Raw genomic sequence first — 14,638 nt, 5'->3', positions numbered from 1 at the left:
CAGGGCCACTTGCCCGGGAACGCCGGCCACCGCCGGACTGTCGCGCCATGGCCTCCCACCTGCGCGGAACCGTGCTGCCCGACGGAGTCGTACGCGGCCTCCGGAACCGGGACCGCGGTCGGCGCGGCCAGTCGGACCGCCCGTGCCTTCCTCGGCCTGCCCGCGGTGGCCGAGGGCGCCCCGGCCGACATCACGGTCTACGACGCGGACCCCCGCGAGGAACCCGCCGTCCTCCGCCACCCCCGGCGCATCATGCTCCGCGGCCGGATCATCCGCTGACTCCCTTGACCACGATCTCGGCCTCGAAGCCGTCGGTGTTCTCCAGGTAGGCGGCGCAGTGCTCGGGGCCGCCCGCGTAGGGATGACGTTCCGGGAACAGGAGTGTCCAGCCGAAGCCGGGTGCCTCCTCGACCAGGGTGTCGAGCTCGGCTCGGCTCTCGATGCGGAAGGCGAGGTGGTTGAGCCCGGGGCGCAGCCGGTCGTGACGGTCCCCGGTCAGGGCCGGGGACTGCTCGAACACGAGGTAGGTGTCCCCCAGCCGCCAGCTCCGGCCGTCCGGCCAGTCCTGGTACGGCACGTACCCGAGCCGCTCCAGCAGCCAGCCCCAGGAGCGCACCGCCCGCCCCAGGTCAGGCACCCACAGCTCGATGTGATGCAGCATCTCGTCCCGATTCTCGCGAGCGGTGCCGGAGCCCTCGTCCCGGGCTCCTGTTCGGTTCGTTCAACCTGTCACCTTTTTCTCGCACTTGCTCGACCGATTCCTTACCGATCAGCGGTTCGAGCGGCGCCGCGGGCTGAGAGACTGCTGCGATGGCTGATCGTTCGTTCAGTGATGTCTCTCTCGCCGCCCTGTACGACACGCTGAATCCATGGGGTCCGAGCGACGACTTCTACCTGGACCTGGTGATGTCCGCGCGGTCCGTGCTCGACGTCGGGTGCGGGACGGGGCGGCTGCTGGCACGGGCCCGGGAGGCCGGTCACGAGGGGCGGTTGTGCGGGCTCGATCCCGCCGCGGCCATGCTGGTGCAGGCGCGCCGGCGGACCGCCGGCGAGTGGGTGCTCGGGGATCTCGGATCGGCGCGCTGGGAGCGGGAGTTCGACCTCGTCGTGATGACCGGACACGCGTTTCAGGTGCTCGTCCACGACGAGGAGGTGCGCTCCGCGCTGGCCGCCGTACGCCAGGCTCTCGCCGACGGCGGCCGGTTCGTCTTCGAGACGCGCAATCCCGCCGTCCGGCCGTGGGAGGCCTGGAGGCCCGAGCGGGCGAGGGTCGTGAGCGACGCGCACGGGGATGCCGTACGGGTCCGGCACGAGGTCGAGACGCCGGTGCTCGGGGACCGCGTGACGTTCAGCGAGACGTTCGAGCACCCGCGCTGGGAGCGGCCGCGAGTCAGTCGCAGCACTCTGAGGTTCCTGGCGGCGGAGGCCTTGGGCGGGTTCCTCGGCGAGGCCGGATTCGTCGTGCGCGAGCAGTACGGGGACTGGGGACGGGAGCCGCTCTCCCCCACCGCCCCCGAGATCATCACCGTCGCCGGCCCGGCTTGACGCGGAGTGCGGGCCCGCACCGCGGCAGCGGGCACGCACCCCGCGGCAGCGGGCCCGCCTGAACGGACAGGCCCGCGCACCGGCGGGGTGGCGGACCCGGGAGCGCGGGCCGACGCGACGGGCCCACCCGCACGGCAGACCGTGCGCGTGGGCCCGTACCGCGGGTCGTTCTAGTCGTCGCCCTTCTCCAGCGCCGCCAGCGCCGGGTCCAGCACGATGTCCTCCGCCCGCGCCTCGATGGTCGGGTCCTCCGGGAAGTGGCAGGCCGTCAAGTGGCCGTCGGCGTTGCCCGACAGCTGGACGAGCGGGGGCTCCTCCTGCGCGCACTTGTCCTGCGCCTTCCAGCAGCGGGTGCGGAAGCGGCAGCCCGACGGCGGCGAGATGGGGGACGGCACATCGCCCTGCAGGCGGATGCGTTCCTTCTTCTCGGCGTCGATGTCCGCGTCGGGGACGGCCGACATCAGGGCGTGGGTGTAGGGGTGCCGCGGCCCGGTGTACAGCGACGCGCGGTCGGCGATCTCGACGATCTTGCCGAGGTACATGACCGCGACGCGCTGCGAGAAGTGCCGCACGATCGCCAGGTCGTGGGCGATGAAGACGAACGCGATGCCCATCTCCCGCTGGACCTCCTGGAGCAGGTTCACGACCTGCGCCTGGATGGAGACGTCGAGGGCCGAGACCGGCTCGTCGGCCACGATCAGCTTCGGCGAGAGCGCCAACGCCCGCGCCACACCGATGCGCTGGCGCTGACCGCCGGAGAACTCGTGCGGGAAGCGGTTGTAGTGTTCCGGGTTGAGGCCGACCGTCTCCAGCAGCTCGCGCACCCGGGCCTCACGGCCGCCGGGCGGATTGACGCCGTTGATCTCCATCGGGGAGGAGATGATCGTGCCGACCGTCTGCCTCGGGTTCAGCGAGGCGTACGGGTCCTGGAAGATCATCTGGATCTCGGAGCGGATCGGTGCCAGCTGGCGCCGGGTGGAGCGGGTGATGTCCTTCCCGCGGTACGAGATCGTGCCCTCCGTCGGCTCCATGAGCCGGGTCAGCAGCCGTCCCGTGGTGGACTTCCCGCAGCCCGACTCGCCGACCAGGCCGAGACTCTCACCGGGGAAGACGTCGAAGGACACGCCGTCGACGGCCTGTACGGCGCCGACCGTGCGGCGGATCGGGAAGCCGCCCTTCACCGGGAAGTACTTCTTCAGGTCACGCACCCGCAGCAGCGGTTCGGCCGGGTGCCCGTCCCGCTGAGCGGGGATCGGGTCGGCCACGACCGTGGTTTTCTCGTCGCTCACAGTCAGTCCCCTCAGCCCAGCCTGGGTCGGATCGTCTCGGTGAAGATGCGGCTCTTTTGATCCAGGGTCAGATGGCAGGCCGCGCCGCGTCCCGTGGGCAGTTCGGGCCGGACGTCCACACACCGGTCGGAGCCCTCGACCTCGTTCCGGAAGGTGCACCGCGGATGGAACGGGCACCCCGAGGGCGGGTTGAGCAGCGAAGGAGGCGCGCCCGGGATGGGCGTGAGCGGCTCGTCGACGTCCGCCGTCAGGCGCGGCATGGACCCCAGGAGACCCCAGGTGTAGGGGTGTTGGGGCGCCTTGAGCACCTCGCGGACGGTGCCGCGTTCCACGGCCCGGCCGGCGTACATGACGAGCAGGTCGTCGGCCATGTTCGCGACCACACCGAGGTCATGGGTGATCATGATGATCGCGGAGCCGAACTCCTGCTGGAGGTCCTTGAGGAGGTCGAGGATCTGCGCCTGGACGGTCACGTCCAGGGCGGTGGTCGGCTCGTCGGCGATCAGCAGGTCCGGGTTGCAGACGAGGGACATCGCGATCATCGCGCGCTGCCGCATACCGCCCGAGAACTGGTGGGGGTAGTCGTCCACACGCTGTTTGGGGTGCGGGATGCCGACCTTCCCCAGCATCTCGATGGCCCGGTCCCTCGCCTCCCTCTTGGAGGCCCCGGTGTGCTTGCGGAACGGCTCGCCGATCTGCCGCCCCACGGTGTGGTACGGCGACAGGGCGGTCAGCGCGTCCTGGAAGATCATCGCCATCTTGTTGCCGCGCAGCCGTTCCAGCTCGGCCTCGGTGGCGGTGACGAGTTCCTTGCCGTCGAGGACGATCTCGCCCTCGATCTGCGTGTTCAGCGGGCTGTGCAGACCGAGGACGGTCAGGTTGGTGACGGACTTCCCGGACCCGGACTCGCCGACGATGCCGAGCGTCGTACCGCGTTCGAGGTCGAAGGAGAGGCCGTCGACCGCTTTGACGACGCCGTCCTCCGTGGAGAACCGCACATGCAGATCGCGGACCGACAGGAACGCGTCGGATCCGGTGGGAGCCGGGGCGTCCTCCGGCTTGGTGAGTGTGGTCACTGCGGTTTCTCCCAGGGCGCGACAGGCACTACGACAGACGTACGCGGGGGTCGATCACGGCGTACAGGGCGTCCACGATGACGTTGAGCAGAAGGATGAACGCGGCGCTGAAGAGCATCACGCCCATGAGCTTCGGCAGGTCCTTGCCGACGACGGATTCCACCGCCAGCCGGCCGATTCCGGCGAGTCCGAAGGTGAACTCGGTGACCACGGCACCGCCGAGGAGGGCGGAGAGGTCCATGCCGAGAATGGTGAGGATGGGAATGAGGGAGCCGCGCCAGGCGTACCGGAAGAAGACGTACCGGCCGGCCATGCCCTTCGCGCGGGCGGCGCGCACATGCTCCTCCTGGAGCTGCTCGATCATCGTCGAGCGCGCCATACGTGTGTAGTTGGCGGTGAAGATCACGGACATGACGATCCAGGGGATCAGCAGGCCCATGAACCACTGGCCCGGATTCTCCGAGATCGGCACGTACTTGGGCTTGTCGAGCCAGCCGGTGCTGTAGACGAAGATGCCGAGAACGATCGGGCCGAGGAAGTAGATCTGGAACGAGCTCAGCACGAGCGAGAGGGAGCTGAAGACCTTGTCGAGCCAGGTTCCCCGGTAGCGGGCGGCGATCATGCCGGTGCCGAGGCCGACGATGAGGAAGACGATCAGGCCACCGATCGTGAGGGACAGCGTCAGCGGGAAGCGGTCCATGATCGTGTCCCAGACCATCTGCTGGTCGCGGAAGGAGACGCCGAAACAGGGGGCCGGGCAATGGCCCACCGCGAAGTCGCGTCCGGCGAAGATGCCGACGAGGAACTTCCAGTACTGCACCGGGATCGGCTGGTCGAGCCCCAGGTTCTTGTGGATGATCGCCAGCGCGTCCGGGGTGCAGTTCTTGCCGCACGCGAGCGTGGCCGGGTCCTGGGGGATCGCGTAGTACATGAAGAACGTGAAGGCGCTGATCAGCAGAAGGATGAGCACCGCGCCGAACGTCCGGCGAAGGAGGAATCGAAGCATGGCGGAACGCTGCTCTCAGGACGGCGGCCAGGGACAGGAGCGCCCGGGGCGCACTGCGCGCAGTGCGCCCCGGGAGGGTCGTCAGCTCTTGAGGAAGACCCGGGTCGGGTCGGTGTAGCTGGTCACCGTGGAGTAGCGCAGGCCACCCACGTTGGTACCGGCGATCTGGAACGTCTTGGTGTAGTAGATCGGCGCGGCCGGGTTGATCTTCTCGCTGATGTACTGGTTGAGCGCGGTCCAGGCCTTGGTGGCCTCGGCGGTGTCGGTGATCTTCAGGATCCGCTGGATCTCGGAGTTCACGTGGTCGTCGTTGATGTGCGCGTAGTTCGACGCACCGTCCTGGATCTGCTTGCCGTCGTACAGCGGCGGGAAGACGGTGGCGGCGGAGGGCCAGTCCTGGCCCCAGCCGGTCATGTAGATGTCGAAGCCGTTCTGGACCTTGCCGACCTGCTCGTACCAGGTGGCGGCGTCGATCTCCTTCTTCTGGACGTCCAGGCCGATCTTGCCCAGGGCGTTCTCGACGAGGACGGCCTGCTGCTGGCGGACCGGGGTGTTGGCGTAGGCGTAGACGATCTTCTTGCCCTTGGCGCCGGCTTCCTCGATCAGCTTCTTGGCCTTCTCGATGTCACCGTTGGGCTTCTTGGACCGGTCGAAGGGGTCGTAGTCCTTCTGGTAGCCCGGAGTGGTGGGCGACATCAGGCTGTTGGCGACCTCGCCGCCGTACGCGCCGCCGTCCGTCTTGTACATCGCGGTGGACGGCATCGCGTAGGTGATCGCGTCGCGGAGCTTCTTGTCCTTGATGCGGTCCATGTTGAAGTTCATCTGCCACACGTACGGGGCGTAGCCCTGGATCGTGCGCTTCATGGCCGCGGGGTTGGAGACGACCTTCTGGACCTGGGTCGTGGCGACCTGGCCGGTCATCATGATGGAGTTCTTGGCGTCGCCGCGGTCGGCGAGGATCGTCTTGGTCTGGTCCTCGTCGTCGTGGTTGATCTCGATGTTGAACCCGTCGACGTACTGGTGACGCATGGCGTCCGACTTCGGGTCCCAGTTGGCGTTCTTGACCAGCTTGACGCTCTTGCCGGCCTTGAACTCCGAGATCTTGTACGGGCCGACGGCGACCGGCTTGGTGTCGTACTTCGCCTTGGTGTCCGTCTTCTCGGGGACGACGGAGTAACCGGCCATGGCCAGGGCCTGCGGCAGGTCGGGCTGCGCCTCCTTGAAGTGGAAGACGATCGTCTTGTCGTCCGGGGTCGCGAGGACGGTGTCCGGGAGGTGCTTGCCCTTGAACGGACCCGCGTAGGCCTTGCGGTAGGCGGTGCCCGTGCCGGACAGCCACTGCTGGATGAACGACGGGCCGTCCGTGATCAGCGGGTCGTAGAGCCGCTCGAAGGTGTGCCGGATGTCGGCCGAGTCGATCACATGACCGTTCTCGTCCTTGATGCCGTCCTTCAGCGTGTACGTCCAGGTCTTGCCGCCGTCCGAGAGCTTGCCCGGGTCGGTCGCGAGGTCGCCGACGACGGTGAGACCGCCCTTGTCGTCCTCCTTGTAGGTGGTCAGACCGCGGAAGATGAGCTTGGAGAGCAGGCCGGCGTCGCTGACGTAGATCTGGCCCGGGTCGAGGTGCGAGAAGTCGTCCTCCTCGTAGACCTGGATGGTGCCGCCGGGCTTGGCGCCCGTGACCTCCTCGGCGGGACCCGTCGAGTCCGCCGCGGTGCCCATCTTCACCGCCGCGGACTGGGCCGCGGCTTCCTTCTTGCCCTTGCTCTTGCCGTTGCCGTTGCCGCTGTCATTGCTGCTGCAGCCTGCCAGCGCCAGGGCGCCGGCCGCGACCGCGACGACGGCGGTCCGCCCTCTGCGGGAACTGAGGATGCTCATGGAGTCGAGTCCACCTGCCTGTGAGTTGTGATCAGTGATCCACTGGTGCTGCCTGACAGTGCACGGCCGGTCGTGCCGGCTCCCGGGTGGCAGCGGCCTACCGCGCTCGGGTCAGCGGCCCGTCTTGGGATCGAATGCGTCCCGGACCGAGTCACCGAGGAGGTTGAACGCCACGACGAAAACGACCATGGCGACACCCGGGAAGAACATGTAGACCGGGTCCAGTTCGTAGATGTCCGACCCGATGGCGAACATCCGGCCCCAGTCGGGGGTCGGTTCGGTGTAGCCGACGCCGACGAATGAGAGAAACGCGACCGACAGGATGGTGCTCGGCAGCATGTACGTGCCCTGCACCAGGATCGGTGTGACGAGGTTCGGCAGCAGTTCCTTGCGGATGATCCGCCAGGGAGAGGCGCCCGCGACCCTCGCGGCCTCGACGAACTCCCGCTCACGCAGCGAGAGGGCGACCGCCCGGATCAGCCGGGCGAGGCCCATCCAGCCGAGGAACCACAGCACTCCGATGATCGCGAGCGCGTGGATGTAGGTGGGCGTCTCCTCGTCGGGGGCGACGAACACCGCGGTGATCACGGGCATCGACGCGATCATGAACAGCTGCTGCGGGAACGCGAGCAGGAAGTCCGTGAGCCGGCCGAGCCAGTAGTCGACCTTGCCGCCGAAGTAGCCGCCGACCAGGCCGATCAGCACCCCCATGATCACCATCGCGACCGTGGCCGCGAGCGCCGTGAACAGCGAGGTGCGCATGCCGTACAGGAGCTGCATGAACACATCGCGCCCGAGGGTGGGTTCGATCCCGAACCAGTGCTCCGACGTGATGCCGCCGTTGGGGCCCGCCGGCATGTTGAAGTCGTTCAGGAGCGTGGGGTCGTCCTGCCCGTACAGGGTGTACGGGTCCTTGCCGTAGAGCTTCGAGATCAGCGGAGCGAGCGCGGCGATCAGGAAGAAGAAGATCACGATGTACGCGGAGACGACACCGCTGCGGTCGCGTTTGAACCGGCGCCACATCAGCTGGCCGGGCGATCGGCCCTCCAGCTTTCCCGACGCGTCGGAAGATTTCTTTGCGGCCGGTTCGTCGACCTGGGGGGAGGCTTCCGCGCCCTCGATCTCGATCGGACTCGTCATGATTCGTCCATTTCATGGGTGCGCCGAGTCCACGGCCGCCACAGGGTAGGGCAGCCGCGTTCGGACCATGCGGATCAGGAGAGACGTATGCCTAGCGGTCGCTGCGCGCCAGAGCGCTTATTGCGACAACTCGCAGATGAACACGCGTAGTTGGCATCTGGTGCCTCCTCATGACTCAACCGTTGCACGGACAGGAGGGGCTTCTGATTGACCTCCGACACCCCTGACGGAGGATCAAACACCCCACTGTGCTCGTGAGTCGGCACTGTCCCCACAGCGCATGACCCATTGACCCGAGCGTTACGCGGCTAACTATCTGACATGAGCCAGATAACCGACCACAGCCTTTAGGTCTCGGTTCCATCACAGCTGGCGCGTACATCTTCCAAAATCTGGACAAAATGATCTGCGGGAGAAGCCCGCGAAACGGACGTGTTACATGCCTATCGGTCGGGAGGCTCCGCATTTCGGACATGGAAGGGCGGAAAACGGGTTGCAAAAAGCCCGGGTTCCCCCATGCTTGGGGGCACCCGGGCTCGGTTGCCGGTGAATCAGCCGGCCAGGCCGGTGGATCAGCCGTGCTTGGCGCGGCTGGCGGAGCGACCGCGCTCCTTCTGGTCGAGAACGACCTTGCGGATGCGAACGGCCTCCGGGGTCACCTCGACGCACTCGTCGTCGCGGCAGAACTCGAGGGACTGCTCCAGGGAGAGCTTGCGCGGCGGGACGATCGCCTCGAACGAGTCGGCGGCGGCGGACCGCATGTTGGTGAGCTTCTTCTCCTTGGTGATGTTCACGTCCATGTCGTCGGCGCGCGAGTTCTCGCCGACGATCATGCCCTCGTACACCTCGGTGCCGGGGTCGGTGAACAGCACACCGCGCTCCTGGAGGTTCGTCATCGCAAACGCGGTGACGGCGCCCGCGCGGTCGGCGACCAGCGAACCGTTGTTACGGGTCGTCAGCGTGCCGAACCACGGCTCGTGGCCCTCGTGGATGGAGTGGGCGATGCCCGTACCGCGCGTACCGGTCAGGAACTCGGTCCGGAAGCCGATGAGGCCGCGGGACGGGACGACGAACTCCAGGCGGACCCAGCCGGAGCCGTGGTTCGACATGTTGTCCATGCGGCCCTTGCGGACGCCCATGAGCTGCGTGACCGCGCCCATGTGCTCCTCGGGGACGTCGATCGTCATGCGCTCGACCGGCTCGTGGACCTTGCCGTCGATGACCTGGGTGACGACCTGCGGCTTGCCGATGGTCAGCTCGAAGCCCTCGCGGCGCATCTGCTCGACCAGGATGGCGAGCGCGAGCTCACCACGGCCCTGGACCTCCCAGGCGTCCGGGCGCTCGGTGTCGAGCACACGGAGGGAGACGTTACCGACCAGTTCGCGGTCGAGGCGGTCCTTGACCTGGCGGGCGGTGACCTTGCGGTCCTTGACCGCGGACTTGGCCTCCGCGCCCTTGCCCGTGCCACCGCGGCCGACCAGCGGCGAGGTGTTCGTGCCGATGGTCATGGAGATCGCCGGCTCGTCGACCGTGATCAGCGGCAGCGCGATCGGGTTCTCGGGGTCGGCGAGGGTCTCGCCGATCATGATGTCCGGGATACCGGCGACGGCGCAGATGTCACCGGGGCCGGCCACCTCGGCGGGCTTACGGGTGAGCGCCTCGGTCATCAGCAGCTCGGTGATGCGCACGTTGGACATCGTGCCGTCGCGCTTGATCCACGTGACGGTCTGGCCCTTGCGCAGCTCGCCCTGCTCGACGCGGAGCAGCGCGATACGGCCGAGGAAGTTGTCGGCGTCCAGGTTGGTCACGTGGGCCTGGAGCGGCGCGGACTCGTCGAAGGACGGGGCCGGGACGGACTCCAGGATCGTGGTGAAGAACGGCTCCAGGCTGTCGCTGTCGGCCGGGACGGTGCCGTCCTCCGGCTTGGTCAGCGAGGCCACGCCGTCACGCGCACACGCGTAGACGATCGGGAACTCGATCTGCTCCTCGTCGGCGTCCAGGTCGAGGAAGAGGTCGTACGCCTCGTTCACGACCTCGTCGATGCGCGAGTCGGGGCGGTCCGTCTTGTTGATGCACAGGATGACGGGCAGGCGGGCCTGCAGCGCCTTGCGCAGCACGAAGCGCGTCTGGGGCAGCGGGCCCTCGGAGGCGTCGACGAGCAGGACGACCGCGTCCACCATCGACAGACCGCGCTCGACCTCACCACCGAAGTCGGCGTGGCCGGGGGTGTCGATGATGTTGATCGTGATGACGTCGCCGCCATCCTTCGGGTGGTACTTGACCGCCGTGTTCTTCGCCAGGATCGTGATGCCCTTCTCACGTTCCAGGTCGTTCGAATCCATCATGCGGTCGTCGAGCGACTCGGCGGCGTGCGCGGCGAAGGCACCGGCCTGCTTGAGCATGGCGTCGACCAGAGTGGTCTTGCCGTGGTCGACGTGGGCGACGATGGCGACGTTGCGGATGTCGTGGCGCGTGGCCATATTGAGGCGCTTCTCCCGGAGTGAGTGGACGGCCTCCGCAGCGCGGGGCCTGCCGGGCTGAACACGCCACGGCCTTACCCCATGGTACGTGGCCCGGACGGAGGCGGCCTCCGCAGGGCCACGCGGCCCCGAGTCGGCGGGGGCCCGCCACGAGGCGGGCCCCGGCCGTTCACCCGAGGGTCACCCGCTCTTCGACGGGCTCGCCGAGGGGTGCGCACCCTTCTTCAGGAAGCCCATGTCCTCGTACACCGGGGTCTGGAAACCGAAGGCTCCGGCGTTCACGACGTCCTTGCGCGCCGCCGTGAGCTGGGGTCGCTGGTACAGGGGGATGGAGCCGGCCGCGGCCCAGATGCGGGCGTCCGCCTTGCGGACGAGGGAGCGCTCCTCGTCCGCGTCCAGGGTGGACAGAGCCTGATCGAACAGTTGGTCGACCTGGTCGGTGCCGACGCGGGTGTAGTTCTGCTCGACACTCAGCGATCCGTCGGCCGCCGGAACGGGCTTGGCGTAGATCGGGCGGGCGTCGGTGGCCGGGAAGGCGGAGGCGGGCCACGAGTAGAGCGCCAGGTCGTACTGGCCCGAGGCGATGTGGTCCGTGAAATAGCTCTCGTCGGAGACCTTCGAGATGTCCGTACGGATACCGATGCCCCGGAGCGTCCGCGCGATCCGGTCGGCGACGGCGCGCAGCGACTCCGAGCCCGGCCCGGAGGGCAGGACGAAGCGGAGCGACAGCGGCTTGCCGTCCTTGGCGAGGGCATTGGCCGCCGCGCCCGCCGGAGCGGCCGTCCCCTTGGGCGCGTACGCCCCCGGAACCCCGCCCTGCTTGGCGTACTGCTTGCTGTCCAGCTGCCTGGCGGCCTGCTCGTCCGTGTGCGTGCCCGACCTCGCGCCGGCCTGCTGCTCCTGCTTCCCGGTGTGTTCCCTGGGGTCCTGTCGCAGCTCCCGGTCGGCCTCGGACGGCTTGTCGTCCTCACCGACGATGTACGTCCCGCCGTCGCCCGGGCTGTCGTCGGTGTCCCCCTTCCTGCCCTTGGACCCGGCCGCCTTCTCGGTCTTCTTCTGCTCCTTGACCGGCCCGCCCGGCACCCACCCGGCGTCCGCGAGCAGCGCCCGTGCCTCGGCGGTGTCCTGGTCGCCGAGGGCGCCGCTGTTGTCGGCGTACGCCTCCTGGCCGATGAGGGCGAGATGGCTGCCGACCGGCTCGGCGGGCAGGCCGAGCGGCTGGAGGACGATCCGGGCGAGTTCCTTGCGGTCCAGGGCGCGGGCCACCGCGCGACGGACGCGTTCGTCGGCGAGGGGGCCCTCGGAGCCGTTGAGGGCGAGCTGGGTGAAGGCGGGTTCGAGGGACTTGCGGACCACGAAGTCGCTCAGCGCCGACTGCCGGCGGGCCTCCTTGGCCTTTGCCTCGCTGCCCTTCGCGCCTGCCGTGTCCTTCTCGCTCTTCTCCCCCTCGTCCTCGCCCTCGCTCTCGTCCGCCCGGGCCTTCCCGTCCTCCTCCGCGGCCTTGCTCTTCTCGCTCTTCTCGCTCTTCTCGCTCTTCTCCGAGGACTTGTCCTTCGTCTCCGAGGACTTGTCCTTCTCGCCCTTGGCACCCGCCGTGTGCGTCCCCTCCGGCGCGGAGGCCCCCTGCAACGGGGCACCGTCCTTGTGCCGGGCGGCGAGGGTGATGCGCTCGGCCTCCGCGGGATCGATCTCGGCCAGATCGAGCTTGCCGTCGGCGAGCGCGGTGGCCCGCTTGTCACGGGCGACGGCCACCAGGTCGATCTCGGCGAGCTTGCCGGGGCGGCCCCACCAGCGCGGATTGCGCGTGAGGCTGACCTTGCCGGCCTTGCGGTCGACCTTCTTCACCGCGAAGGGCCCCGCGGTGACCTTGAGCTTGCGTCGCGCGCCGTCGTTGAAGGAGTCCGCGGTCCCCATGACGTCCTTCGGGTACAGCGGCGAGAACAGCGCCTTCCAGTCGGCATAGGGCCGGCGGAACGTGACGCGGACCTCCAGGTTGTTCTTGCCCCGCTCGATCTTCTCGATGCGGTCGTAGCCGGCGTTGCGGGCCGTCCAGTACGCGGAGTCCTTGCCGGACAGGGCACGCCACTGGGCGGCGAAGTCGGCGGCCCCGATCTCGCGTCCGTCGCTCCACACGGCCTGCTGGTTGAGCTTGTACAGCACGACCTGCTTGGGCTCGGTGTCGACGACCTTCGCCGATTCCAGGTAGTCGGGGTTGATCTGCGGCCGCCCGTTCGCGTCGAGCCGGTACATCGACGGCAGTACGGCGCCGGCGACACGGGAGGTCCCGGCGTCGGCGTCCGCCTGGAACGCGTTCAGCGTCTCCGGTACGGCGTCCACGGCCCAGCGCAGGGTGCCGCCGTCGGCGATCTGGTCACGGGACGCGGGCGCGAAGTCCTGCGCTGCCGCGGGCCTGTCCGCCTCGTCCTCCGCGCTGCACGCGGCCAGGGCGGGTACCGCGAGCACGCCCGCGGTGAGGAATGCGGCCGAGCGCATCACCGCGCGCAGTCCGACGCCGTCGTGGGACATCACTGCAACCTCCGGGGGACGCTCCGCTGCGTGGGGCAGGTCTGCTGCCGATCACGTTTGGCCGTATATGGAGCTGATCTGATGTATGGCCCCACTGAAGGGGAGCGCGGCCGGACGGAAGCGGCGACACGGCGACGGACATCCGGAACCCCACCCGTGCGGCGCAATCCGGGGCCTCTCACCCGGGGCCCGGCCCGCGCCGCGCCCTTGCCGGGCCTGTGATGCGGCCGCCGTGCCGCGCCCGTGGCCACGTGGGGCCCCGTCGCGCGCTTTCCCCGCGCCGCTCCGGGCGCACGGGGAGAACCGACGGCGCGCGGCGAGGACGGACGGCGCGCCGGGAAAACGGACGGCGCGCGAGGCGCGTTCTGGAGCGTGCGAGCCCTCAATCCGTGCACACGCCTTCACAGGGGTACGTGTGACGCGCAACACTCGCAGGCGCATGAACGTTGCCGCCTGGGGCCGCAGGGCCCGCGGAAGTGAGGGCAAGTCATGTCCGTGCACGACGACCTGACGTCAGTCCAGCGCTGCCTCGACGATCTGCAGCGGTCGGTGCGGCGCCTGGAACAGCAGATGGGCGCCGGTCTGGAGATGCGCCGCGTGCGCGCCGACGCCGACCACCTGCGCGAGAGCGTCGCGCTGCTGCGCGAGGCCACCGCGGGCTCCTCCCGGCTCCCGGCCGCGTCCGGACCGGCGGGACCCGCGTCCGGCCGGCGGCCGGATCTGGTGTCCATCTCCGACACCCCCTACGACAGCTCCCTGTGGACCGATTCCGACGACGAGGGTCTCGGCGCGCACCACGGTCCCTCCCACTGAGCGCCCTCGACACCGGCGCGCCCCCGAACCCGACCGGAGTGCGAAGTTGGCCACTGGTACGGAACCCCATCTGAACAGCGGCGGTGTACGAACCGGTACGCGCGCCGCGATCGCCGCCCCGCATCTGCGGACCGACCGCTGGTGGCTGGCGCCCGCCGCCACCGCGGCCGGGTTGCTGGCCTTCGTCGTGTACTCGACCTGGCGGGCCTTCTCGGACACGCACTACTACGCGGCGCCGTACGTCTCGCCGTTCTACTCGCCCTGTCTGGCGGAGCGGTGCGAAACCATGCGCGCCGGGCCGAACACGGATCTGTTCGGGAGCTGGTGGGGCATCTCCCCCGCGATCATCATCCTGATCTTCCCGCTCGGTTTCCGGCTGACCTGCTACTACTACCGCAAGGCCTACTACCGGGGCTTCTGGGCGAGCCCGCCGGCCTGCGCGGTGGCCGAGCCGCACAAGAAGTACACCGGCGAGACCCGCTTCCCGCTGATCCTGCAGAACATCCACCGGTACTTCTTCTACGCGGCCCTCGTCGTCGCGGGCATCCTCACGTACGACACCGTGCTCTCCTTCCGCGACGAGCACTACAACTGGGGCCACATGGGCCTCGGCACGCTGGTGTTCCTGGTCAACATCACGCTGATCTGGGCGTACACCCTCTCCTGCCACTCCTGCCGGCACATCGTGGGCGGGAAGCTCAAGCACTTCTCCAAACATCCCGTGCGCTACCGGATGTGGCAGTGGGTCGGGAAGCTGAACGCCCGTCACATGCTGCTGGCCTGGGCGTCGTTGGTGAGCGTGGCGCTCGCCGACTTCTACGTGTACCTGGTCGCGTCCGGCGCCTTCGACGATCCGCGCTTCTTCTAGATTGGGTGGAGCCCTCT

Annotated in this window: 12 protein-coding genes; 4 read left to right on the top strand and 8 right to left on the bottom strand. The window is 68.7% G+C overall.

What is annotated here, in order from left to right:
- The first annotated feature begins 9 nt into the window (after positions 1-9).
- The gene (locus OG788_RS29070) at positions 10-279 is read left to right on the top strand and encodes a hypothetical protein (RefSeq protein WP_406374366.1); all 270 of its coding nucleotides are present in this window, start codon (positions 10-12) and stop codon (positions 277-279) included.
- Here the strand turns inward: OG788_RS29070 and OG788_RS29065 are convergent.
- Positions 269-661, bottom strand: coding sequence for a VOC family protein (locus tag OG788_RS29065; RefSeq protein WP_406374365.1), 393 nt, complete (start codon positions 659-661; stop codon positions 269-271). The genes OG788_RS29070 and OG788_RS29065 overlap by 11 nt on opposite strands.
- A 149-nt stretch (positions 662-810) precedes the next feature.
- Here OG788_RS29065 and OG788_RS29060 point away from each other — a divergent pair, with 149 nt between their 5' ends.
- Positions 811-1,545: a class I SAM-dependent methyltransferase gene (locus OG788_RS29060; protein ID WP_406374364.1), complete on the top strand. Its 735-nt coding sequence runs from the start codon at positions 811-813 to the stop codon at positions 1,543-1,545.
- A 170-nt stretch (positions 1,546-1,715) separates the two neighbouring features.
- Here OG788_RS29060 and OG788_RS29055 read toward each other — a convergent pair whose 3' ends face one another.
- The 7 genes from OG788_RS29055 to OG788_RS29025 form a co-directional block, all read right to left on the bottom strand.
- Complete coding sequence (locus OG788_RS29055; RefSeq protein WP_406376877.1) at positions 1,716-2,810, bottom strand: ABC transporter ATP-binding protein; 1,095 nt, start codon at positions 2,808-2,810, stop codon at positions 1,716-1,718.
- 35 nt (positions 2,811-2,845) lie between these two features.
- Positions 2,846-3,910, bottom strand: a complete 1,065-nt coding sequence (locus OG788_RS29050; protein WP_356750570.1) for an ABC transporter ATP-binding protein — start codon at positions 3,908-3,910, stop codon at positions 2,846-2,848.
- A 28-nt stretch (positions 3,911-3,938) separates the two neighbouring features.
- Positions 3,939-4,916, bottom strand: a complete 978-nt coding sequence (locus OG788_RS29045; protein WP_351548832.1) for an ABC transporter permease — start codon at positions 4,914-4,916, stop codon at positions 3,939-3,941.
- Positions 4,917-4,997: 81 nt separating this feature from the next.
- Positions 4,998-6,794 (bottom strand): ABC transporter substrate-binding protein, encoded by a 1,797-nt coding sequence (locus OG788_RS29040; protein ID WP_351548835.1) that lies wholly within the window; start codon positions 6,792-6,794, stop codon positions 4,998-5,000.
- A gap of 111 nt (positions 6,795-6,905) precedes the next feature.
- Positions 6,906-7,934: an ABC transporter permease gene (locus OG788_RS29035; RefSeq protein WP_351548838.1), complete on the bottom strand. Its 1,029-nt coding sequence runs from the start codon at positions 7,932-7,934 to the stop codon at positions 6,906-6,908.
- Positions 7,935-8,506: 572 nt separating this feature from the next.
- On the bottom strand, positions 8,507-10,414 hold the full coding sequence (gene typA, locus OG788_RS29030) for a translational GTPase TypA (RefSeq protein ID WP_351548841.1): 1,908 nt from the start codon (positions 10,412-10,414) through the stop codon (positions 8,507-8,509).
- Positions 10,415-10,594: 180 nt separating this feature from the next.
- Positions 10,595-12,940: an ABC transporter family substrate-binding protein gene (locus OG788_RS29025; protein WP_406374363.1), complete on the bottom strand. Its 2,346-nt coding sequence runs from the start codon at positions 12,938-12,940 to the stop codon at positions 10,595-10,597.
- Between the two features lie 489 nt (positions 12,941-13,429).
- Between OG788_RS29025 and OG788_RS29020 the strand changes: the two genes are divergently transcribed.
- The gene (locus OG788_RS29020) at positions 13,430-13,753 is read left to right on the top strand and encodes a hypothetical protein (RefSeq protein ID WP_406374362.1); all 324 of its coding nucleotides are present in this window, start codon (positions 13,430-13,432) and stop codon (positions 13,751-13,753) included.
- Positions 13,754-13,799: 46 nt separating this feature from the next.
- A complete protein-coding gene (locus OG788_RS29015; protein ID WP_356750561.1) occupies positions 13,800-14,621 on the top strand; it encodes a hypothetical protein in 822 nt (273 codons plus the stop codon).
- Positions 14,622-14,638: the final 17 nt, after the last annotated feature.

The organism is Streptomyces sp. NBC_00647, from assembly GCF_045207245.1.
GTDB lineage: Bacteria > Actinomycetota > Actinomycetes > Streptomycetales > Streptomycetaceae > Streptomyces.
Note: the sequence above shows the minus strand (reverse complement) of the source record. Positions and strands in the feature narration are given on the sequence as shown.